Genomic DNA, 20691 nt, shown 5'->3' on the forward strand with positions numbered 1-20691 from the left:
GACCGCTGGTGATCAGGCGGTGGCGGCGACCGGGCGCAGCCGGCGCCGGAGACCGCGGAACCACGCGGTGAGGGTCAGCCACACCACCCGCAGCAGGCTGGTGCCGTTGAGCAGCGTCTCCCCGGCACAGGCGGAGACCCGGTCGAGCACCAGCAGCGCCTGTGCCAGGTCCTCCGGGTCGTCCCGCAGGCGCCAGAGGATCTCGGCCTGCTCCCAGGCCAGGGCCCGGGTCGCGCGGACCAGGATGCTCTGGCTCCAGTCGTCCAGGTCGCCGACGCAGCGGTCGATCTCGAGCTGCCAGGCGGTGGCGAACCGGCGGCGCAGGATCGGGATCTGCTGGTAGAAGATCCGGTTCACCAGCAGGTAGTCCGGGTGCTGCGGACCGTCGCCGGGGAAGCCGAGGCGTTCCCAGGTGGCGATCACGGCGAGCGCCAGGTCGTGGTTGATGTGCGCGTTGACGCCGAGGACCGCGGCGTCCATCACGGTCATCGAGTCGTCGTGGGCGCGGCGGAACAGCACTTCCCAGGCGTCGGCCGGGTTCCGGCCGCTGACACCCCAGTCGCCGAGCGCCCGGAAGTAGAGCCGGGCGAACTCGACGTCGAGCGTCTCCAGCCACTCCGGGTCGGTGCACTCCGGCGTGGTCAGGCTGTCGGCGACCTTCTCGGTGATGGTCAGGTAGAGGGTGTTGAACGCCGCGACCCGATTGGTCCCGGGGCTCGGTGGCAGCGAATCAAGGATTTTTTGTACGACCCTGAGCCGCTCGATCACGCCGGCGATGTCGTCCGGCGCGTTCTCGACGGCGGTGAGCATCTCCTGCTGGGCCGGCGACCAGTCGTGCGCCGTGGTGGCCACGGCACGCGCCAGCCGCTTGCGGCCCTGGGCGAGCAGCTCGGCGCTGGACTCCGCCCGTACTCGATCGAATGTCACGTTCACCATGCTGACGCGCGTCCGACGTACGCGAAACATCCCCGCGCCGTCGGATCTCTGACGTATCAGCCCGCCTATCGGTTATTTCGGATAATTGCCCCGGTAGGCGGTTCTCGAATTGTCTCGTCCCTGGTGCGACGCCCCGCCGGACGGTTCGGGAAATGTCCATCCTTCGTTGCGCCCCTTTCCGGCTCGATCCAGGCCACCGGCCGCCGGATCTTCGGCCCGACCTGGCTTGGTTCAGTGCCCTTGCAAATATCGCGTGTCACTGTTGGCAGCGCCTGATCATGTCGGTCGAAATGGAGTACGTGCAGTGAATATCGAGACGGCGCTCAAGGAAGCGATGACCATCGAGGGCGCTATCGGCGTCGCTCTGGTGGACTACACCAGCGGGCTCACCCTGGGCGTGCTCGGCGGCGGCCCGACCATGGACATGAACATCGCGGCGGCCGGCAACACCGACGTGATCCGTGCCAAGGTACGCACCCTCGGGATGCTCGGGCTGCAGGACGGCATCGAGGACATCCTGATCACCCTGGACAGCCAGTACCACCTGATCCGCCTGTTGCAGAACAAGCGCAACGGCGAGTCGTTCTTCCTCTACCTGTCGCTGCGCAAGGACCGGGCCAACCTGGGGCTGGCCCGCCACCAGCTCCGCCGGATCGAAGCGGAACTCGACGTCTGATGCCCACCCAGGAGGATCTCGACGCCTCCGTCCTGGCTGAGCTCGCCACGCTGCGCCTGCAGGTGCCCGGCGTCGCGGGCTGCGTGGTGGCCGGTGTGGACGGCCTGCTCATGCTGTACGACACCACCATCGGCACGGAGCCGCACGACGTCGCCGCGCTGGCGGCCGGCGCGCACGGGATCAGCCGCACGACCGGTGCGGTTCTCGGGCAGGGCGGCTTCTCCGACGTCACCATCCACAACCAGAACGGCTACCTGACGGTCTACGCGATCGGGGACCTGGCCCTGCTGGTGGTGATCGGTGAGGGTGGTCTGAACATCGCCCGGCTGCACCTGGAAGCCCGCTCGGTGACCGCGAAGCTGTCCGGCATGCTGAAGATCCGGCCCGCGCACCACATGTGAAACGGCTTACGCCCTCTGATCCGGCTCCGGATCAGAGGGCGTCGTCGTGTGTCAGGACAACGTGACGAAACCGTCCACGTTGAGCCGGCTGGCGCGGTTCACGAACCGGACCGTGTGCGTGCCGGACCCCGACCAGGTCAGGGTGTAGACGACCGACCGGTTCCCGGCCGTCGCACTGGCCAGGTTGACGCTGCTGAACTTCGTGCCGTCGACGTAGACGTCCGCGACGCCGCTGGACTTGTCGCGGGTGCCGACCAGCCCGACCGAACGGCCGGTGAACGTGTAGGACACCGCCGCGTCCTTCGCCACCGTGGTCTGCTCACTGCCACCGAGCCGGGTGCTTCCGCTCGTCGTCGACCAGGCCCCGGTGTACGTGCCCCCGCGCACCTCGACCGCCGTGGTCGCCCACTCCCCCAGGACCTTGCCGGCGTGCCCGAGCTTGTCGGCGACCGCGAGATCCCAGCGGGTCCGTACGCCGGGCTTCGCCGTCGCCGCGAACTGCCGCGCCGCCGGTGCCAGGGTCGTCGCGCCGCTGCCGGTGCTCGCCGTGATCTTCTGCTGGGCGACGCCGTTCGGGTCGGTCAGGTCCCAGCGCACCGACACCGGCACCCCGCTCGCGCTGACCGTGCCCCCGGCCCGCAGGTACGCGGCCGGCACCGGGCTGCCCACCGGCGCGTTGCCGTCCGCCTTGATCGTGATCGCGGCGGTCCGGCTGGTGTTGCCGTACGGGTCGGCCGCGACCGCCTGCAGCTTGTGCGTCCCGTCCGGGATCGCCGCCGCCACCGACGTCGCGGTCCCCGGGGCGGTCGCCACCACCACGCCGTCGACAAGTACCGACACCGACGTGACAGCGGAGTCGTCGGTGACCCGGCTCCAGGTCACCGTGGCCTTCGCGGTGGTGATCGACGCATTGGCCTTCGGGGCGGTCAGCGCGAACGCGGACGGCGCCTTGGTGTCGACGACCTTGCTGATCGTCACCGGCAGCCCGGCTGCCGTCGCCGTGCCGGTCCGGATCGCCATGGTGCCGGCCGGATCGTTCCAGCCCTCGCCGGGCAGCAGCACCGGCACCGCCGGGTGGTACGACAGCAGCTGGTGGTCGTGGGCGTACTCGCTGGCCAGCCCGCTGTCCACGAAGCGGACGGCCAGCCCGGTGCCGGCCTTGGCCATGGGCTGGTCGAGGCGCCCGCCGGTGCGGTACTCGAGGAACCAGGTGCGGGTCCCGCTGGTCCAGGTGACCTGCCGCAGACCCTTGCCGCCGGAGAGTGGCGCGAGCACGACCTGCTTGCCCGCCGTCGCCGGCTGGGTGCCACCGGCGCCCAGCACCCCGAGCGCGTCGAGGTGCGCCGCGGTCAGCTCGCCGGCCGCCCGGTTGCCCATGATGTCCCACGGGTCGGCGTACCCCTCGACGGCACAGGTCGCGGAGAGCGGCACCGTCGTCTTGCGCGTGGCGTCGGCGTAGCAGTGGTAGCCGTCGCTGTGCCACAGGCCCAGGTTGTGACCGAGCTCGTGCCCGGCCACCTGGGTGGAGTCGTAGCCGTTGAGCCAGACGAAGCTGTCGCCGTACTGGCCGGCGCCGATGGTGCCGAGACCGGCCCAGGAGCAGGCGGCCAGCCGGGGGAACCAGACGACGACGTGGTGGAACCGGTCCTTCACGGTGGTGCCGGCGATCGCCCGGGCGGCCGTCTCGATCGCCTTGTGGTCGCAGCCGCTGATCGCCGTGCTCAGCCTGGTCACCGCGGTGACCTTGTCGACGGTGAACCGGATCGCGCCGCCGCTGACCGTGTCGTAGTACTTGTCGACCTGCTTGCCGAGCGCGGCGAAGTCCGGCACCGGCGCGAGCGCGGCCTGCCAGTGGACGGGGACGACGACCAGGTGGTGTGTCCCGGCCACCGACGTGGTCGCGGCGGTTCGCATCCGCCCGCCGACCTCGCTGACCGTCCCGTCCGCCGCCCGGTCCACGGTCACCGTCGCGCCGGAGGTGATCCCCTCCGCCAGGTCCGCCGGCACCGCGATCGCCGTCCCGGCGCTGGTCACCACCTCGGTGCGGGTGACGTCCGCGCCACCCGGGAACGCGTCGGCGACGGTGCGCTGCAGCACCCCGGTGAGCGTGGTCCCGGCCGGCGCGGCCTGCGCGACGGCGGGAGTGGCGCACAGCAGTGCGGCGGTGAACAACGCAACCGGTCGGATCATGCTCAGCCGGATCGGCCGCCCCCGCACTCACATGAGAACAACGAGGCCCCTGAGACCCCAAACCCCTTTTTGGTACGACCAGCGAGTCCCGTCCGCAGGCTACGAGCCGAGTCCCGCCCGTGAGGCGACGCGAGACCGCTGCCGCACCGGGCCGCAGCGCGCCCCCGGCCGGTGCCGCTCACCACGCGAGACCGCTGCCGCACCGGGCCGCCGCGCGCCTCCCGGCCTTGGCTGGTTCTCAGGGGTGCCTGCGCACCCCTGAGACACCCCCAGGAACCAGCCGGAACCCTGCGGCGCGCCTCGGTCCGGGTGGGCGCGGTCTCGCGGCGGCCTCATGGGCGGGACGCGGCTCGTAGCCTGCGGGCGGGACTCGGTATTCGTACCCAATGGGGTTTAGCGGCGGCGCAGGAACAGGAACAGCGAGCCGGCCACGACCAGGAGGCCGGCCAGGGCCGCGGCGGTGATCGTGAGGACCTGGCGCAGCCACGCGTCGGCTTTCGACTCGGGTTCGGCGGCCAGTGGTTCGGCGGTCGGGGTCGGGTCGCCGAGCGGGTTCGCGGTGACCGCGGGGACCTTCGCGGTGAGCGCTTTGACCAGGTCGAGGCGGCCGAAACCGTACTGGTCGTCCCGGCCCTTCGGGCCCGCGTCGGTGGCGGTGGAGATCAGCCGGTTGATCACGTCGGGGGCCTTGAGCTCCGGGTATCGGGACCGGATCAGGGCGGCGGCGCCGGCGACCATCGGGGCCGCGCCGCTGGTGCCGCCGGGCGCCAGCACGTAACCGCTCGCGCCCCGGTCCATCACGCCGAGGGTGATGATGTTGACGCTCGGCGCGGCGAGGGCCACCTCCGGGCCGTGTACCGAGCCGCTCCAGAACGTGCCCTTCTCGTCGTACCCGGACACCGCCAGCACGCCCGGGATCTTGGCCGGCGAGTCGACCCCGGTGGACAAGGCACTGTTGCCGGCCGCGGCGACCAGCACCACGTCGTGGTCCAGCGCGTACTGGATCGCGGCGCGCTCCTCGGGGGAGGTGATCCTGCCGCCGTACGACATGTTGATCACCTGGGCGCCGTGGTCGGTGGCCCAGCGGATGCTGTCCGGCGGGACGCTGCCGCTGTAGATGCCGCCGCTGCCCTTGCCGACCGTCACGGACACCGGCAGGATCTTCGCGCCGGGGGCGATGCCGAGCGCACCGTACTTCCGGCCGTTGGCGGCGATGATCCCGCTCACACTGGTGCCGTGCCCGCCGTGATCGGTCTTGCCGCCGTCGCCGGCCGGGTCGGCGGGCCAGTAACTCTTGCCCTCCAGCACCCGCCCGGCCAGGTCGGGATTCCGGGCGTCCACCCCCGAGTCGATCACGGCGACCACCACGCCCTTGCCCGTGGAGATCTTGTGCGCCTCGCGTACGTGCAGGTAGTCCAGGTACCACTGCCGTTCCTGAATGGACTCGGCGAGCGCCGGGGCGGCGGGCACGACCCCCGCGAGGAAACCCAGCAGGACCGCGCCCACCGCGGCCGTACCGCGCTCTGCCATCCGCCACCGGTTCACTCGCAGCCTCCCCAGGCACGTCCGCCGAATCGCAGGCACCCTACCGACTCCCGGCCGGCGCCGGTCACCCCCACCACGCCGGGCTCCGGCCCGCTACCCTCGCTGGGTGCCGAATCGTCCGCGAACCGCGCCCGCACACCCCCGCCGTACCGGCCGGACCGCCAGGCTGCTGACCGCGGTCCTGCTCGCGGCCGCGGTCCCGATGGTGGTGGCCGAGCCGGCGCTCGCCGCCACCTGCGGCCCGAAAGGCACCGCGGCGCCCACCACCGCGCCCTGGGCGCAGACCCGGCTGGCCCCGGACGCCGTCTGGCCGCTCACCCGCGGCCTGGGCACCACGGTCGCGGTCATCGACTCCGGCGTCGCCGCGGACCACCCGGCGCTCAAAGGCAAGGTGCGCAACGGCAAGGACTTCATCCAGCCCGCGCTCCTGGGCCGCTGCGACCAGGCGGGCCACGGGACGATGGTCGCCGGGATCATCGCGGGGCGGCAGACCGAGGGCTCGGCGTTCAGCGGCATCGCCCCGGACGCCCTGATCCTGCCGGTGCGGGTGCTGCAGACCACCGACAAGAACTTCGACCAGCAGCTGCCGTTCCGGATCGCGCAGGCTATCCGCTGGGCGGTCGACAACGGCGCCGACGTGATCAACCTGTCGCTGGAGACCGTGCCGACGCCCCAGCTGGCCGCGGCGGTGAACTACGCGATCGCCCACCGGGTGGTGGTGGTCGCCGCGGCCGGCAACCAGGAGAGCGGCACGCAGCGCAACCAGCCGGCGTACCCGGCCGGTTATCCGGTGGTGCTCGCCGTGGCCGGGGTCGACCAGCAGGACAAACACGTGGACACGTCGATCAGCGGTGACTACATCGACGTGGCCGCGCCCGGGCTGCAGATCACGGCGCCGGCGCCGGGTGGTGGCTTCACCAGCGAGGCCGAGGGCGGCACGAGCTTCGCTGCCGCGTACGTGTCCGGGGTGGCCGCGCTGGTCCGGTCGTACTACCCGGACATGCCGGTCGACGAGCTGCTGCACCGGATCGTGGCCACCGCGGACAACCCGCCGGAGGGCCTGACCCCGGAGGCCGGGGCCGGGGTGGTCAACCCGTACCGCGCGGTGACCAGCGTCCTCGGCGAGCGGGAGAACCTGCCGGCCGCGGCGCTGCCGAAACCGCAGAACGCGGACGACGCGATGGCCGGGGTGCGGACAGCCGCGGAGATCGCCGCGATCGTGGCGGTGGTGCTGGCGATCCTGATCCTGCTGGCGCGACCGATCGCGAGGCGCGGCAAGGAACGGGGCTGGCGGGCCGGTCCGTCCTAGTTCCCTGGCCGCTCGGCCTTCCCTGCTCGGCTTTCCCTGCTCGGCCTTCCTTGCGCCGCGCCGCTTTCCCTCGCGGCCTTTCCTGCGCTGCTGGATGCGTGGCGTGGCCTTCGTGAGCGGCGGGGTGGTCGGGGGTTGAACGGGACCCGGCCCGGCCGCGTCAGCGGGTCCGGGCCGGGGCCTTCGTCGTCAGGTCGTCGTCAGGTCGTCGTCAGCGGAGCACGCCGGGCGGGAGGTCGCCGCCGGTGCCCCAGACGTCCTCGTCCTCCTGCAGCCAGCTGTTGCGTTCCTGGCCGTCCTCGCCGTAGCCGGCGCCGCCGCGCGAACCCGGTGCTCCACCGGCACCCGCGCCGCCGCCGGCCCGCAGTGAGGAACCGGCCTTCGTGCCGCCCGCCTTGCCCGCGCCGCCCTTGCCGGCACCGGCGCCCGCGCCGCCGCCCATCATGCCCGGGGCAGCGCCGCTGACCGGCTTGCCCAGCGCGCCGCCGCCGGGGATCGCGCCGCCGCCGAAGCCACCGGCACCCGCGGCGCCGCCGCCGAGGCCGGCCGTGGAACCGAGACCGCTGGTGCTGCCGAGGCCGCCCAGTCCGGCGCTGCCGATACCGGCGCCGCCGCCCAGGCCACCACCGCCACCGCCGATGCCACCGCCGCCCGCGCCGGCCAGGCCGGTGCCGTAGTCGCCGGGGTCGGAGCCGGAACCGGGGTAGCTGCCGGAGCCGGTGCCGGGGTAGCTACCGGAACCGCCACCTGAGGACGGGTAGTCGCCGATGCCGCCGGTGGAGGGGTAGTCGCCGGAGCCACCGCCGGAGGGGTAGTTGCCGGAACCGCCGGTACCGACTCCGCCGCCTGAACCGATGTCGGAGGGGTTGAAGCCCTTTGAGCTGGGCATGCCGCCGGCGCCACCGCCCGCGCCGCCGCCGAAGCCGCCCGCGCCGCCGCCCGAGCCGCCGCCGCCCCCGAGATCGGGGGTGGTGTAGCCCTTGTCGAGACCGCCTCCGGTCTCAATGATCGGCTCAGGCATGTTCGCGGCTTGAGTCTGATACTGATTGTCGACTTGGTCGTAGATCTTCCGGGCCTCGGAGGTCTGGTCGAACATCCAGTCGTGCAGCTTCGCGCCCCACGATTGCGGCCCCCAGCTCAGGAAGCCCGGCTTCACCTTCACCTCGAACGTTCCTACGCCGAGAACGAGCCGACCGTCCCGGGCCGCCGCGATGTCGACCTGGGAGGCCAGCGGGATCGGCATCGCCGCCTGCGCTTCGTGGAGCCGGTCCGCGGCACCGCTCAGGCTGGCGACGATCCCGTCGTTCTTCTCGGCGTCCTCCACCAGGTATCCGGTGGTCTTGGCAAGGCCGTCGATGTGGGCCTTGAACGCCTCGTAGCCTTTGCCCTTCCAGGTGGCACCGAGGTCCTTGACGTTGGTCTCCAGGCTGGTCTGCACGTCCCGCAGGTGACCCAGCAGTTCCTGCCAGCCGAGCGAGGCGCTCCGCACATCACCGGGACGGCCGTCGACGACGACCTCCTGGACCATCTCTTCCCAGCTCTTGCTCATCGCTTCCTCCCCCGTGCTCAGGCCTGCGGGCGGCGGGCCGCGTCAGCGAAGATCTGCTGCATGTCGGTCGCGTTCAACGCGTTGCGTTCCTCGGCCCGGTCGTAGTTGTCCTTCACGTTCTGCAAGGCGGTCGCGGCCTCGTAGAGGTTCTTGGACAGTTGCTTGATCTGGGCTTCCGTGTTGCTGTAGAGCGTGGAATGGAGCCTGCTGAGCTCCTGCGCCCACGGGAACGTGCCCATCGGGCTCTTCCCACCCTCCGCGCCGCCCATCAGCTCCTTGATGTCGACCATCCCGAAGGACAGGTCGTGGAGCCACTTACCGGTGGCGTTCAGCCAGCTGATCGCGTCGTCGAGGGTGGCGGCGTCCCACTCGGTGTTGGCGCCAGCGTCCCCCGCGTCGGCCACCACGCCCGTGGGCACGCTCGAGGTGTAGACGTTGTCCATCTCCGAACCGAAGTGGCCGGGAAGGAAGATCCCTGGCATCGGCACCGGAACAGGCACCGGGATGCTCGACCCCGTCCGATCAGGGTCCGTGTACTCATCCGTCATCGGTCAGTCCTCCCCGTAGCGTGCGGTGTCTTTGTTACCGGTGGTCCGGGCCGGGGTTCGGCCCGGGCGGCGGTGCCTGCCCGGGTGCGCCCGGGGGATAGCCGGTCGGCGGGTAGTAACCCGGCTGCTGCGGCGGATAGCCCGGCTGGGCCGGGGGATAACCCGGCTGCTGCGGCGGATAGCCGGGCTGGGCCGGCGGGTAGTAACCCGGCTGCGGCGGGGCACCCTGCGGATAGCCGGGCGGCGCGCTGGGATAGCCGGGCGGGTAGGCGGATCGGAGCGCGGCCGCCCTGCGGCGGTTGCGGCGGGACCTGGCGACGAGCAGCCATCCGATCAGGACCACCACGGCGAGACACAGTCCGCCCTGGAGGACGGCCGCCTTCGGGTCTCCGACGGAGAACGCCACATCGGGGTCGCTGTCGCCCTTCTCCTCGCCCGTGGTCGCACCGGGACCGGCGGGCGCCGCCGCGCTCGTGCTGCCCACCAGCGGGTTCGCCTTCACCGATGGGACATCTGCGGTCAGGGCGGCGACAGGGTCGACCACACCGAAGCCATATTCCGCGTCGCGGCCCGACGCACCGCGGTCGTCGGCGGTACGGATAAGCCGGTTCACCACATTCGCGGCGTCCAGATCGGGATATTTCGCTCGGATCAGGGCGGCAACCCCGGACACGATCGCGGATGCCTCACTGGTGCCATCGCCCACCCGGTAGCCGTTCGATGTCAGCCCGCCTGGCGCCGCGGAGATGACCTGGACCGACGGGGCGGCGAGCACGACCTCTGGGCCGGTCGTGGCACCATCCCAGGCATTACCGGACTTCTCGATGCCGGCCACGGCGATCACACCCGGAATGTTGGCCGGTCGGGGCACCGTCCGGAAGCCTTCGTCAGTGTTGCCGGAGGCGGCCACCACGACGACGTTCTTCGACTGCGCGTACTGGATCGCACTGACCTGACTGTCGGTGCTGTCGGTGCCACCCATGGAAACGTTGATCACATCGGCACCGTGATCGGCGGCCCAGCGGATGCCATCGGCCACCTGGCGCGGGTCGTAGCGCTCACTCACCGACACGGGAAGAATCTTGGCTTTGGGCGCGATGCCCAGAACGTGCTGCGACCCGCCACCACGGCCCGCGATCACGCCGGCCATCGCGGTGCCGTGACCCTGGTCCCGATCGAGATCGCGGCGGCCGTCGGCGGCACCCTCGCTGGTCGTGCTGTGTCCGGAAAGGACCTGGCCGCGCAAGTCCGGGTGAGTGGCGTCGACACCACTGTCCACCACGGCGACCACGACACCCGCGCCCTGCGAGGTCTTGTGGGCGCTGGTGATCTTCAACGCGTCGAAATACCACTTCTGGTAGTCGGCGACCGTGTCGGCGTGTGCCACGCCCGGCCAGCTCAGGACCGACACGATCGCCGCCGCCAGTGCGGCCGCGGCCACCCTGGCCACCGGCCCCGTTCCCACCGTCAAACGCATCGCGCGTAGTCCCTTTCCTGAAGCCGACACACCCGCGGCTCCGGCCCCGGACCGAACCGGGAACGGAGCCGCGTGCGGAGGAGCTGGGATCAGCCCCAGAGTTTCGAGTTGCTCATCTCGGTCGAGACGTAGTTCTCGCGGGCGACGCCCACGGCTCCACCGATCTCGTTCAGGATCTGGTTGATGTCACGCACGGCCGCGTCCCACTGAGCCTGGTGCTGCTCGTAGGCTGCGCGGTCCTGACCATCCCAGACCAGCTTCGACAGCATCTGCCGGAGGGTGTCCAGCTTCTCGTCGATGGTCCGCGAGATCGACGTCATCTGCGCGTGCGAATTCTCGAGGACGGCGTAGTCGACCTTGATCATGCTCATCAGAAATCCACCCAGGTTCTCGTCGTCAGGCCTACGGGTTCAGCGCAGAGTGGAACTTGTCGAGCATCTGCTGCTGCTCTTCGTCGGTCACCTGGTGCGCGGTACCGGACTTGTCGAGCAGGTTCGCGATGTCGTCCAGCGCGGTCTGCAGCTTGGTGGTGTCTTCGTTCCACCGCTGCATCAGGCTCTGGAAGCCACTGGACGCCTGCCCCTGCCAAGCGATCGCCAGATCGTCGACTACACCCAACAGCTTCTTGAGCTCACCGTCGACCTCGCTGCGCGTGGTGCGGACGTCGTTCGCCGCGGAATGCAGTGTCGCGTGATCGACCTCGAACGGGGACGTCATGCTTCTCACCCCTTCGTCATCGTTAAGGCGGCGTGCTGCCGCGCCTCCCCCGCGGTAAGGCGCTGAGACCTAACCGTCGGACACTTTGCGCCATACCGTAACTGAGGTTTGCCACCCTCAGCAGCCCCGGGCAGCGGCGAACCCGGAAATCCTTCACGATTCCCGTCGATATCGGTCGCCATCTGTCCGATTTGAGTCATCACAATTCGCTCCACGCGGTCTGCACGACGCGATGTCCGTCACGCCGGCGCACCAGGGTGCCGCGGCCCGGCGGCTGCGGGCTGGGCCGCAGGTTGCCGAGCAGCTGACCCTCCTCGCGGTTGCCGGACATCAGCAGACCGGGGGTGTCCAGCTCCCGCATCCGCTGCAGGACCGGCTCGAACATGGCCCGCGCCGCGCCGCCGATCCGGCGGGTGACGATCAGGTGCAGTCCGATGTCCCGGGCCTGCGGCAGCAGGTCGATCAGGGCGCTGAGCGGGTTGTTGCCGGCCGATGCGACCAGGTCGTAGTCGTCGACCAGCAGGAACAGCTCCGGACCCTTCCACCAGTTGCGGGCCCGCAGCTGCTCCTGGGTGACGTCCGGTCCGGGCAGCCGCTTCTCCAGCGCCGACTTGATCGAACCGAGTCCCTTGCTGAACACCTGTGCCGACGGCGCGTAGTCGAGCAGGTGCGACTCGTCGAACGCGCCGAGCAGCCCGCGCCGGTAGTCGGCGACCACCAGCAGCGCCTCCTCACGGGTGTACCGCTGCGAGATGGACCGGCCGATCAGGCGCAGCAGGTTCGTCTTGCCACATTCCGCGTCACCGAAAATGATCAGATGCGGCTCGGTGGCGAAATCGAGCATGACCGGGGCCAACGCGGCCTCGTCGACGCCGAGCCCGATGCCCGGCGCGGCCGGGTCGATCAGCCGGGCCAGTTCGGCGACCGGCAGCTCGCGCGGCAGCAGCCGGACCTTCGGCGCGGGTTCGCCGGGCCAGGCCGCGGCGATCCGCTTGACCATGTCGCCGGTGGCGTCGCCCAGGTCCTCGATGTCGTGCCGTCCGTCCAGACGCGACACCGCGGCGAGCATGTGCAGCTTGTCCCGGGTCAGACCGCGACCCGGCGACTTCTGCGGCACGTTCGCGGCCGACCGGCGGTCGATCTCCGACTCGCCCGGTTCGCCGAGCCGCAGCTCCAACCGGGTGCTCAGCAGGTCCCGCATGTTGATCCGGATCTCCGCCCAGCGGGCCGCGGTGATCACCACGTGCACACCGAACCCGAGCCCGCGGCCGGCCAGCAGGGTGATCGCCTGCTCCAGCTCCTCGTACTCCTGGCGCAGCGTGTTCCAGCCGTCCACGACCAGGAAGACGTCGCCGAACGGGTCGTCGCGGAACTCGCCCGCGGCACGCCGCCGGCGGTATCCGGACATCGACTCGACACCGTTCTCGGCGAAGTGCACCTCGCGCTGGTCGAGCAGCGCGGTGACCTCGGCGACGGTCCGGCGGACCCCCTCGACGTCCCGGCGGCGCGCCACCCCGGACAGGTGCGGCAGGCCGTCCAGGCTGGCCAGCGCGCCACCACCGAAGTCGAGGCAGAAGAACTGCACCTCACGCGGGGTGTGGGTGAGCGCCATCGAGGACAGCATGGACCGCAGCAGCGTGCTCTTGCCGGACAGCGGAGCTCCGACGATCACCACGTTGCCGCCGGCGCCGTCGAGCTCGACCATCATCGGGTCGCGGCGCTGTTCGTACGGCCGGTCCACCACGCCGACCGGCACGTGCAGCCGGCCACGACCGGCCCAGCCCGCCGTGGTCAGCCCGAACACCGGGTCGACCACCAGGGGCGGGAGGATCTCGTCGAGGCTCGGCGGCTCGCCCAGCGGCGGCAGCCAGACCTGGTGTGCCGGGCTGCCGTGCCCGCGGAGCCGGTCGACCATCACGTCGAGCATGCTCAGCTGCTTGCCGGAGGCCTCCTGCTCGGACTCCGGCGCGGTGATCTGCTCGCCGATCGGTTCCGGCACCGGTACGAAGTCGATGCCGTACGGCACCACCTGCCGCTGCACCACCGCCTGCGAGCGCGTGGCGCGGCCGGCCTGGCGGTAGTCGCCGGACACGTACGCGCCACGGAACCGCAGCATGGTCTGGGTGTCGGTCTTGAGGTAGCCGTGCCCGGGTGCGTTCGGCAGCTCGTACGCGTCCGGCACCCCGAGCACGATCCGGCTCTCCACCGCGGAGAACGTGCGCAGACCGATCCGGTACGACAGGTGCGTGTCCAGCCCGCGCAGCTTGCCCTCCTCCAGCCGCTGACTGGCCAGCAGCAGGTGGACGCCGAGCGAGCGGCCCAACCGGCCGATCATCACGAACAGCTCGATGAAGTCCGGCTTCTTCTCCAGCAGCTCGCTGAACTCGTCACAGATGATCAGCAGGCTGGGCATCGGCTCGAGCGGCTCGCCGTCCTGGCGCGCCTTCTCGTACTCGAAACGGGAGACGTAGTTGCCGGCGGCGCGCAACAGCTCCTGGCGCCGCACCATCTCGCCGGCCAGCGAGTCCTTCATCCGGTCGACGAGCGGCAGCTCGTTCTCCAGGTTGGTGATCATGGCGCTGGTGTGCGGCAGCACGTCCAGCGACGCGAACGTCGCGCCGCCCTTGAAGTCGACGAGGACGAAGTTCAGTTCCTCGGACGAGTGGGTGACCGCGAGCGCGCCGACGATCGTGCGCAGCAGCTCGCTCTTGCCGGAGCCGGTGGCGCCGATGATCAGGCCGTGCGGGCCCATGCCCTCGTGCGCCGACTCCTTGAAGTCCAGCTCGATGACGCTGCCGTCCGGTCCGACGCCGAGCGGGATCCGCAGCCGTTCCCGGTGCGGGCGGACCCGCCAGGTGAGCCGCGGGTCCACCGCGCCGGCGTCGCCGACGCCGAGCAGGTCGGGCAGCTCCATGCTGCGCGCCAGCGGCTCGTCGGTGACCGCCGGGGCGGACAGCCGGAACGGTGCGATCTGCCGGGCCAGCGCCTCGACCTGCGGGACGGAGAGCCGGTCCGGGCGGCCGAGCGGGGTGCTCGCGGCGCCCCGGTCGATGCCGACGCTCTCGGCGCCGACGTCCAGGCACAGCAGCCACCGGCCGGCGTCGCGGGGCACCGCCCCGGAGAGGTCCAGCACGGTGGTGCCGAGCAGACCGGAGCCGAGCAGCTGGCAGGTCGGCGTCACCTCACCGCCGTCGAGCACCACGAGCACGTGCGGCGCGGTGGTCAGCGGGCGCGCGTCCGCGCTGTGCCGGGGGCGGCTGCCGAGGTCCTCGCCCAGGGCGGCCTCCGCCTCGGCGAGAGTGCTGAAGACCATCCGCCGGCCGCCGGCCGCATCGGTACGCCGGGTGTTCTGTGCGTGCGGCAGCCACTTCACCCAGTCCCACACCGGCTGCCGGTCGGCCGCCGCGACCACGACGACCAGCAGGTCGTCCGGCGCGTGGAAGGTGACCAGCTGGCCGAGCAGGGCACGGGCCATGTCCAGGACCGGGTCGCGCTCGCCGCGCAGCACGATCCGGCTGAACGCGCGCACCGACAGCGCGATCGGCAGTCCGGGGATGCTGGACTGGGCCCGGACGAACCGCCGCAGCGCGACGGCCGTCATCGGCTCCAGGTCCTCGACCGGCTTGGTCTCCGGCGGGACGATCTGGATCGCCAGCCGCTGCGAGCCGACCGCGACCCGCACCTCGCCGAAGTCGTCCTCGGTGATCCGGCGCTCCCACAGCCGCCGGGACGCGGCGATCGACCACAGCGCGTCCGGCTCGGGGTGCTTCCAGGTGGTCGCGGAGCGCTGCTGCGCGGCCGCGCGACGGGCCCGCTTGCGCATCTGGGCCAGGTACCGCATGTAGTCGCGGCGTTCGGCGTTCAGCTCCGCCTTGGAGTCGTTGTTGCCGCCACCCATGGTGCCGACCGCCATGCCGAGCATCGAGACGCCCATCAGGCCGCCCGCCACCCACATCATGGTGCCGCCGCCCTTGCCGGCGTACAGGAACGCCATCGCGCCGACGCCGCAGATCATCGGCAGCACCATCAGCATCTGCCCCATGCTGCGGGGAAGCGCCTCGGGAATTTCGGGCGGCGACTCCAACAGCAGTTCGCCGCGTGGCATTTGCGGGCCCATGCGCCTGGGCGGGCGTCGGAACAGCACCGTACTCACGACGGGTCACCTCCCCCGGATGTCCGTCTGCCGGCTGACGCCGATCTCTTTGGGTGGGCATCGTACGCGCACGACATCATAGGTACGCTGCACCGGTCGTGTGCGTGCCCCATCGATGGACGTGGTCGGTGAGGGCGACGGGCACCGGACATACGCGACATCAACCGGCACGGGGGGCGAATGTGACGAGCAGCATCGTGGGGGGTCTCACCCGGGTCACCATCGTCGCGCCACGGACCAGGATGGATCTGGCGCTGCCGGCCGACGTGCCGATGGCCGACCTGCTTCCGATCCTGCTGTGGCACGCCGGGGAGGACCTCGCCGACGAGGGCGCCAAGAACGGCGGATGGTCGCTGAACCGGCTCGGCCAGTCGCCGCTGGACTCCAGCCGGACATCGATGGAACTCGAGATCCGCGACGGTGAGGTGCTCTACTTCACCCCGCGCAACGCGGCCGCGCCCGAGGTCCTCTTCGACGACGTGGTGGACGCCGTGGCGACCGGCACCCAGAACCGCTCGGGCCGCTGGGAGGTCAAGCACACCCGGCGGTTCGCCGTGGTGTTCGCGGCGACGATGGCCCTGGCCGGCGCGGTGGCCGTGCTGTTCTCCGGCCCGCCGCAGCTGCCCGGCGGGCTGGTCGGGCTGTGCGCCGCGATCGCCCTGCTGGCCACCGCGGCCGTGCTGTCCCGGGCGGCCGGGCACACCACCGCGGCCACCCTGGTCGCGGTCGCCGGGCTCGGGTACGCAGCGGTCGGCGGCCTGCTGGTGCTGGGCGGTGACCGCAAGCTCGGCGAGCTGGCCGCGCCGCACGTGCTGCTCTCCGCGGTGACCCTGCTGGTGGCCGCGGCGGCCGCCACCGTGGCGGTCGGCGCATCCGGGCCGTTGTTCCTGGGCACCATGGGCGTGGCCGGGGCGCTGGCTCTGGGCACCGGCGTCTGCCTGGCGTTCGGGGTGGCCCCCGGTGCGGGCGCCGCGGTCGCGGCCGCGCTGGCGTTCGCCGTCGTGCCGTCGCTGCCGCTGCTGGCGTACCGGCTGGCCCGGCTGCCTATCCCGTCGGTGCCGACCGGCCCGGACGACCTCAAGACCGACGACGACTTCGTCGACGGCGCCCGGATCCTGATGCTCAGCGACCGCGCCGACCGGTTCCTGACCGGCCTGATCGCGACCGTGGCGACCATCATCTGCGGCGCGTCGCTGGTGCTGGTCCTCGACGGCGACGCGCCGAACCTGGCGCTGTGCGCGGTGTTCGCGCTGCTCCTGCTTCTGCGGGCCCGCCCGCTGCTGACGCAGGCCCAGCGGCTGCCGATGCTGGGCGCCGGCAGCCTGGCGCTGGCCCTGGCCGCGTACGGGCTGTACCACCAGGGCGGACCGGCGCTGCGGCTGACCGCGGTGACCGGTGGCCTGGTGGTGGCGGCCGCGATCAGCCTGGTCTACGGCACCGCGGTGGCCGGCCGGCGGATCTCCCCGGTCTGGGGACGGCTGCTCGACCTCGCCGAGATCCTGCTGATCGTCGCCGTCGTGCCGCTGGCCGCCTGGGTCTGCGGCCTGTACGGCTGGATCACCACGGTCAAGTCGTGAACCCGGGGCCCCCGGTGACGGGGGCCCCGCCTCACGTGGTCAGGCCCAGGTGCTGGCGCTCGGTGGCGGTCGGCGTCAGCCACACGTAGCTGGCCGCGTCCGCCTGCACCACGCCGACCATGTCCGGGTTCAGCACCGCGAGCGGGTCCACTGCTCGTACCGGAAGCCGGAGGCTGGAGACCGCGACCGAGACCTCCTCCGCCGTCAGGCGGGAAAAGACGTAGGCGTCGGCGTCGGCGACCGTCCGGGCGTTGCTCACACTCAGGTCCGGCAGCAGGGTCAGCCGAGTGTGCCACGGCTGCTCCGGTGTGGTCACCGACAGCGCGGCGGACCCGAGGTCCAGCACGATCAGGGCCGGCTGGGTGGCGTCGGACGGGATCGGCGGGACCACGTTGCCCTCGGTCATCAGCCACAGCCGGTCGGACCGGCCGGTGGCCCACTCGCCGAGGCCCTGCCAGTGCGCGGGTGACTCGGTGCGCACCACCACCCGGGCGCCCATGGCGAGTGCCCGGAAGACCAGCAGCCGGCCCAGCGCCAGCTTGCCGATCAGCGCGATCCGGGTCCGCTCGGGCCGGAACATCGGCACCGTCGCGACGCTGCCGTCCTGCACCCGGCCCAGGACCAGCCCGGTCGGACCGGCCGGCAACGGCTGCACGGCCGGCGACGCGGGGTCGGCGGCGTGCCGCAGCATCAGGGTGTTGTCGCTCACTTCGTCGGCCTCCCGGTCGTCAGGCGCGTGCAGGGTCTCACAGCGGGCCGGCCGCGGTCGGTGCGGCCGCGTAGACGCCCACGGCCTGCTGCCCGTCGAGGCGCTGCATGCTCACCCCGGCCTGGTCTGCCTGGGCCCGCACCCAGGTGCCGACCTCCTCGAGGCCGTCCGGCGCCGCGGCGACCCGCAGCACGCCGCTGAGCGTCAGCGCGCCCTCGGCGGCCGGCGCCATCCGCACCGCGACGGTGGTCGAGGTGACCGGGCCCTGTGCGGTCTCCTGCAGCAGCCCGCTGAGCGAGCGCGGCGGGATGCCGGTCAGCGCGAAGACCAGGTGCCCGGCCTCGCCGCTGACCCAGCGGGCCCACTCCTCCCGGGGCGGGGTCGGCGATCCGGTCAGGCCGGCCGCGGTGGCGATCGCGGCGGTCAGCTGGTCGGCGTCGAGGATGCGATATGTCACATCGCCGCCGCGCAGGGCCTTGCCGACCCGGCCGGCGAAAGCGGTGAGCGCGCGGTGCACGCCGTCGATCCCGCCACCGCGCGCGGCCGACGCGGTCCGCGCGTCGCGCGGATCGAGCCGGATCACCACCCAGATCTGCCGGCTGGCCGGCACCGCCTCACCGTTGAGCAGCTCCAGGTACGACTGCACGGCCGGCGCCGACCGGTGCAGCAGCGCGCTGGGACCGGGCACGGTGTGCACCACGATCTGGATCGCGGAGGCCGGGTTGCCGCTGGTGGTGACGGCGGCCAGCCGTTCCAGCACCGGGATCGGCAGGGCGTGCGGCTGCTGCCGGGGCAGCGTCACGGCCAGCGCCACGAAGAAGCCGTCGCCGTCCTGGCCGATGCCGACCTGGTTGCCGCGGTCGGTGATCTGGGCGATCCGCAGATCCGGCGCCAGGGCCGCGAGAGCCGCCGGGAGCGCACCGGTACGGGTCTGCGCGGCCGCCGCCGCCGACCGCCGGGCGCGACGCTTGAACCGCCGGTTGACCAGCAGGTGCTCGAACCACCACCGGCCCTGACGGCGGCCGAAGCCGGCGATCAGCACCAGTGCCGCGGCGCCGCCGACCACGCCGACGATCCACATCGGCTGGTGCAGGCTCAGCGCCACCGCGAGGGCCGCGATCTCGACCGCGATCACCTGTCCGACGTGCAGGCCGGCGATGCGCCCTGTCCGCCGTCGAGCCGGGGACACCGGTCCTCCGGCCGCGACCGGCTCGCTCCCCCGGGGCGGTTGCGCCTGGGTAATCGTCATCCCCCGCGTTCTCCTTCTCGACCGTGCCCCGCTGTCCGGGCCAAGCGTGTGTCACACGCCGCCCGGCGGACCCTTATCGTAGGGAAGCTCCGCGGAGCCGGTAGGGCCGCGGCGGGGGTGCTTCCGGACTTTCTCCGGGTGTATTGGCGGATTCGGCTCGGAGGTGACCGTGCGCACGCGGCGGGAGCAGGTTCAGGCGTACCGGTTCGTGACGCGGCGGATCGTATCCGCCATGTTGTCCGGGGAACCGGAGAGTAACGAGCTACCCATGCGCCGGCTCGGCATGGCGCTGTTCGCCAGCGCCATGGTCGGCGCGATCGTGCTGGCCGGGCTCGGCGTCTACGGTCTGGTGACCGGGAAGCAGAGCGGGCTGTCCGACCAGGCACTGGTCATCGAGAAGGAGACCGGTGCGAAGTACGTCTATCTGAACGGCAAGCTGTACCCGGCGCTGAACTACACGTCGGCGCGGCTGGTGCTGGACTCGGAGGCGCCGGACGTCCGCACCATGTCGCAGAAGTCGTTGCAGGGCCTGCCCCGGGGTCTCCCGGTGGGCATCGCCGGCGCGCCCGACGCGCTGCCGGCGGCCGGCAACCTGCTCGGCCTGCCCTGGCAGGTGTGCCAGGCGGCCAGCGAGACGACCGCCGGCGGCTCGGTCTCACGCGCCGTGATCGGGCGCGAGCTGCCCGGCGCGGCGCCGCTCGGCGAGCGGGGCCTGCTGGTCAGCTCCGGTGACGCGACCTATCTGGTGTGGCACAACACCCGCCTGCGGATCGCCAGCACCGCGGTGATGGCGGCGCTCGGCCTGACCTCGGCCACCCCGGTCGAGGTGGACGAACCGCTGATCAACGCGATCGCCGCCGGCCCCGACCTGGAGCCGCTGGCGCTGCCCGGCAAGGGGCTGCCCAGCTCCAAGCCGATCGGTGGCGCGTCGGCGCTGGTCGGCGACCTCTTCCAGTCCGCCGGGCAGTACTACGTGCTGACCCGTACCGGTCTGGTCACGATCGGCGAGGTGAGCGCCCGGCTGGCGCTGGCCGGTGGCGGCAGCCCCCGGCAGATCACCCCGGACCAGGTCGGTGGCGCACTGGTGCGGGAGAGCGTCGAGCCGGCGGGCATGCCGCCGGCGATGCCGGCGCTGAACAACCTGCCGGCGCCGGTGGCGGTCTGTGTCGCGGACCGGGACACCGCCGGCCGGATGCCGCTGACCACCACGGTCGAGGTCTTCAAGACGCTGCCCCCGGATCTGCAGACCGCCACCGCCGACGCGGTGGCCGGCCAGCAGGGCGCCCGCGACCAGGTGCAGACCGTCGACCAGGTGGTGATGACCGGTGGCCGGGCCGCCGTGGTGCGCGCGATCGCGGGCAGCGGTGAGTCCTCGGGCACCGCGGTCTACCTGGTGGCCGGCGGGGTGCGGTACCCGTTCGGCGAGCGCAACGGCGACGCGCGCAAGGCGCTCGGGTACGGCGGGGTGACGCCGACGCCGGTGCCCGCCGCGATGCTGACGCTGGTGCCGACCGGGCCCACGTTGGACATCGCCGCCGCCAAGGCGTTCGCCACGACACAGGCCGCTCCGGCGGCATCGACCGGATCATGAGGAATGTCCTGACAAATAGCGACAGGTCTATAGGCGGTCGCTTCGCTGGCCGGGATCCATTAAT

The 20691-nt window shown here is 71.9% G+C and carries 16 protein-coding genes; 5 read left to right on the top strand and 11 right to left on the bottom strand.

Annotated features, from left to right (window positions below):
* Positions 1–12: 12 nt before the first annotated feature.
* The gene (locus tag Apa02nite_RS02230; RefSeq protein ID WP_203823590.1) at positions 13–927 is read right to left on the bottom strand and encodes a DUF5995 family protein; all 915 of its coding nucleotides are present in this window, start codon (positions 925–927) and stop codon (positions 13–15) included.
* Positions 928–1270: 343 nt separating this feature from the next.
* Between Apa02nite_RS02230 and Apa02nite_RS02235 the strand changes: the two genes are divergently transcribed.
* Complete coding sequence (locus tag Apa02nite_RS02235) at positions 1271–1612, top strand: hypothetical protein (RefSeq protein ID WP_067697766.1); 342 nt, start codon at positions 1271–1273, stop codon at positions 1610–1612.
* Entirely contained in the window at positions 1612–2013 is a 402-nt protein-coding gene (locus tag Apa02nite_RS02240; protein WP_203823591.1) for a roadblock/LC7 domain-containing protein, read from the top strand. Before Apa02nite_RS02235 ends, Apa02nite_RS02240 begins: the two co-directional genes overlap by 1 nt.
* Positions 2014–2064: 51 nt before the next feature.
* Here the strand turns inward: Apa02nite_RS02240 and Apa02nite_RS02245 are convergent, their stop codons facing one another.
* A complete protein-coding gene (locus Apa02nite_RS02245) occupies positions 2065–4203 on the bottom strand; it encodes an Ig-like domain-containing protein (protein ID WP_203823592.1) in 2139 nt (712 codons plus the stop codon).
* A 393-nt stretch (positions 4204–4596) separates the two neighbouring features.
* Positions 4597–5733 carry a type VII secretion-associated serine protease mycosin gene (mycP, locus tag Apa02nite_RS02250; protein WP_203823593.1) on the bottom strand — a complete coding sequence of 379 codons (1137 nt, stop codon included), beginning with the start codon at positions 5731–5733 and terminating at the stop codon, positions 4597–4599.
* A gap of 121 nt (positions 5734–5854) precedes the next feature.
* Here mycP (Apa02nite_RS02250) and mycP (Apa02nite_RS02255) point away from each other — a divergent pair, with 121 nt between their 5' ends.
* Positions 5855–7057, top strand: coding sequence for a type VII secretion-associated serine protease mycosin (gene mycP, locus Apa02nite_RS02255; RefSeq protein WP_239164062.1), 1203 nt, complete (start codon positions 5855–5857; stop codon positions 7055–7057).
* Positions 7058–7268: 211 nt separating this feature from the next.
* On the opposite strand, the gene Apa02nite_RS02260 is transcribed toward mycP (Apa02nite_RS02255), so the two are convergent.
* The 6 genes from Apa02nite_RS02260 to eccCa form a co-directional block, all read right to left on the bottom strand.
* Positions 7269–8606, bottom strand: coding sequence for a WXG100 family type VII secretion target (locus Apa02nite_RS02260; protein ID WP_203823594.1), 1338 nt, complete (start codon positions 8604–8606; stop codon positions 7269–7271).
* Positions 8607–8623: 17 nt separating this feature from the next.
* Positions 8624–9049, bottom strand: coding sequence for a hypothetical protein (locus Apa02nite_RS02265; protein ID WP_203823595.1), 426 nt, complete (start codon positions 9047–9049; stop codon positions 8624–8626).
* Between the two features lie 139 nt (positions 9050–9188).
* Complete coding sequence (gene mycP / locus Apa02nite_RS02270) at positions 9189–10631, bottom strand: type VII secretion-associated serine protease mycosin (protein ID WP_203823596.1); 1443 nt, start codon at positions 10629–10631, stop codon at positions 9189–9191.
* Between the two features lie 89 nt (positions 10632–10720).
* Complete coding sequence (locus Apa02nite_RS02275) at positions 10721–11002, bottom strand: WXG100 family type VII secretion target (RefSeq protein ID WP_232344436.1); 282 nt, start codon at positions 11000–11002, stop codon at positions 10721–10723.
* Between the two features lie 31 nt (positions 11003–11033).
* On the bottom strand, positions 11034–11348 hold the full coding sequence (locus Apa02nite_RS02280) for a WXG100 family type VII secretion target (RefSeq protein ID WP_067697749.1): 315 nt from the start codon (positions 11346–11348) through the stop codon (positions 11034–11036).
* A gap of 199 nt (positions 11349–11547) precedes the next feature.
* On the bottom strand, positions 11548–15501 hold the full coding sequence (eccCa, locus tag Apa02nite_RS02285) for a type VII secretion protein EccCa (RefSeq protein WP_203823597.1): 3954 nt from the start codon (positions 15499–15501) through the stop codon (positions 11548–11550).
* A gap of 197 nt (positions 15502–15698) precedes the next feature.
* On the opposite strand from eccCa, the gene eccD reads away from it, so the two are divergent.
* Complete coding sequence (gene eccD / locus Apa02nite_RS02290; protein ID WP_239164064.1) at positions 15699–17078, top strand: type VII secretion integral membrane protein EccD; 1380 nt, start codon at positions 15699–15701, stop codon at positions 17076–17078.
* 31 nt (positions 17079–17109) lie between these two features.
* On the opposite strand, the gene Apa02nite_RS02295 is transcribed toward eccD, so the two are convergent.
* Together Apa02nite_RS02295 and eccE are read right to left on the bottom strand one after the other, a co-directional pair.
* Entirely contained in the window at positions 17110–17787 is a 678-nt protein-coding gene (locus tag Apa02nite_RS02295; protein ID WP_203823598.1) for a hypothetical protein, read from the bottom strand.
* 37 nt (positions 17788–17824) lie between these two features.
* Entirely contained in the window at positions 17825–19036 is a 1212-nt protein-coding gene (eccE, locus tag Apa02nite_RS02300) for a type VII secretion protein EccE (protein WP_203823599.1), read from the bottom strand.
* A gap of 169 nt (positions 19037–19205) precedes the next feature.
* Between eccE and eccB the strand changes: the two genes are divergently transcribed.
* Positions 19206–20627: a type VII secretion protein EccB gene (gene eccB, locus Apa02nite_RS02305; protein WP_067698033.1), complete on the top strand. Its 1422-nt coding sequence runs from the start codon at positions 19206–19208 to the stop codon at positions 20625–20627.
* Positions 20628–20691 lie beyond the last annotated feature (64 nt).

This window comes from Actinoplanes palleronii, from assembly GCF_016862315.1.
Classification (GTDB): domain Bacteria; phylum Actinomycetota; class Actinomycetes; order Mycobacteriales; family Micromonosporaceae; genus Actinoplanes; species Actinoplanes palleronii.

Coding starts and splice junctions, on each gene's coding strand:
- Apa02nite_RS02235 (WP_067697766.1), top strand. CDS start 1,271: ATGACCATCGAGGGCGCTATCGGCGTCGCTCTGGTGGACTACACCAGC.
- Apa02nite_RS02240 (WP_203823591.1), top strand. CDS start 1,612: ATGCCCACCCAGGAGGATCTCGACGCCTCCGTCCTGGCTGAGCTCGCC.
- Apa02nite_RS02245 (WP_203823592.1), bottom strand. CDS start 4,203: ATGATCCGACCGGTTGCGTTGTTCACCGCCGCACTGCTGTGCGCCACT.
- mycP (WP_203823593.1), bottom strand. CDS start 5,733: ATGGCAGAGCGCGGTACGGCCGCGGTGGGCGCGGTCCTGCTGGGTTTC.
- Apa02nite_RS02260 (WP_203823594.1), bottom strand. CDS start 8,606: ATGAGCAAGAGCTGGGAAGAGATGGTCCAGGAGGTCGTCGTCGACGGC.
- Apa02nite_RS02265 (WP_203823595.1), bottom strand. CDS start 9,049: ATGGACAACGTCTACACCTCGAGCGTGCCCACGGGCGTGGTGGCCGAC.
- mycP (WP_203823596.1), bottom strand. CDS start 10,631: ATGCGTTTGACGGTGGGAACGGGGCCGGTGGCCAGGGTGGCCGCGGCC.
- Apa02nite_RS02275 (WP_232344436.1), bottom strand. CDS start 11,002: ATGAGCATGATCAAGGTCGACTACGCCGTCCTCGAGAATTCGCACGCG.
- Apa02nite_RS02280 (WP_067697749.1), bottom strand. CDS start 11,348: ATGACGTCCCCGTTCGAGGTCGATCACGCGACACTGCATTCCGCGGCG.
- eccE (WP_203823599.1), bottom strand. CDS start 19,036: ATGACGATTACCCAGGCGCAACCGCCCCGGGGGAGCGAGCCGGTCGCG.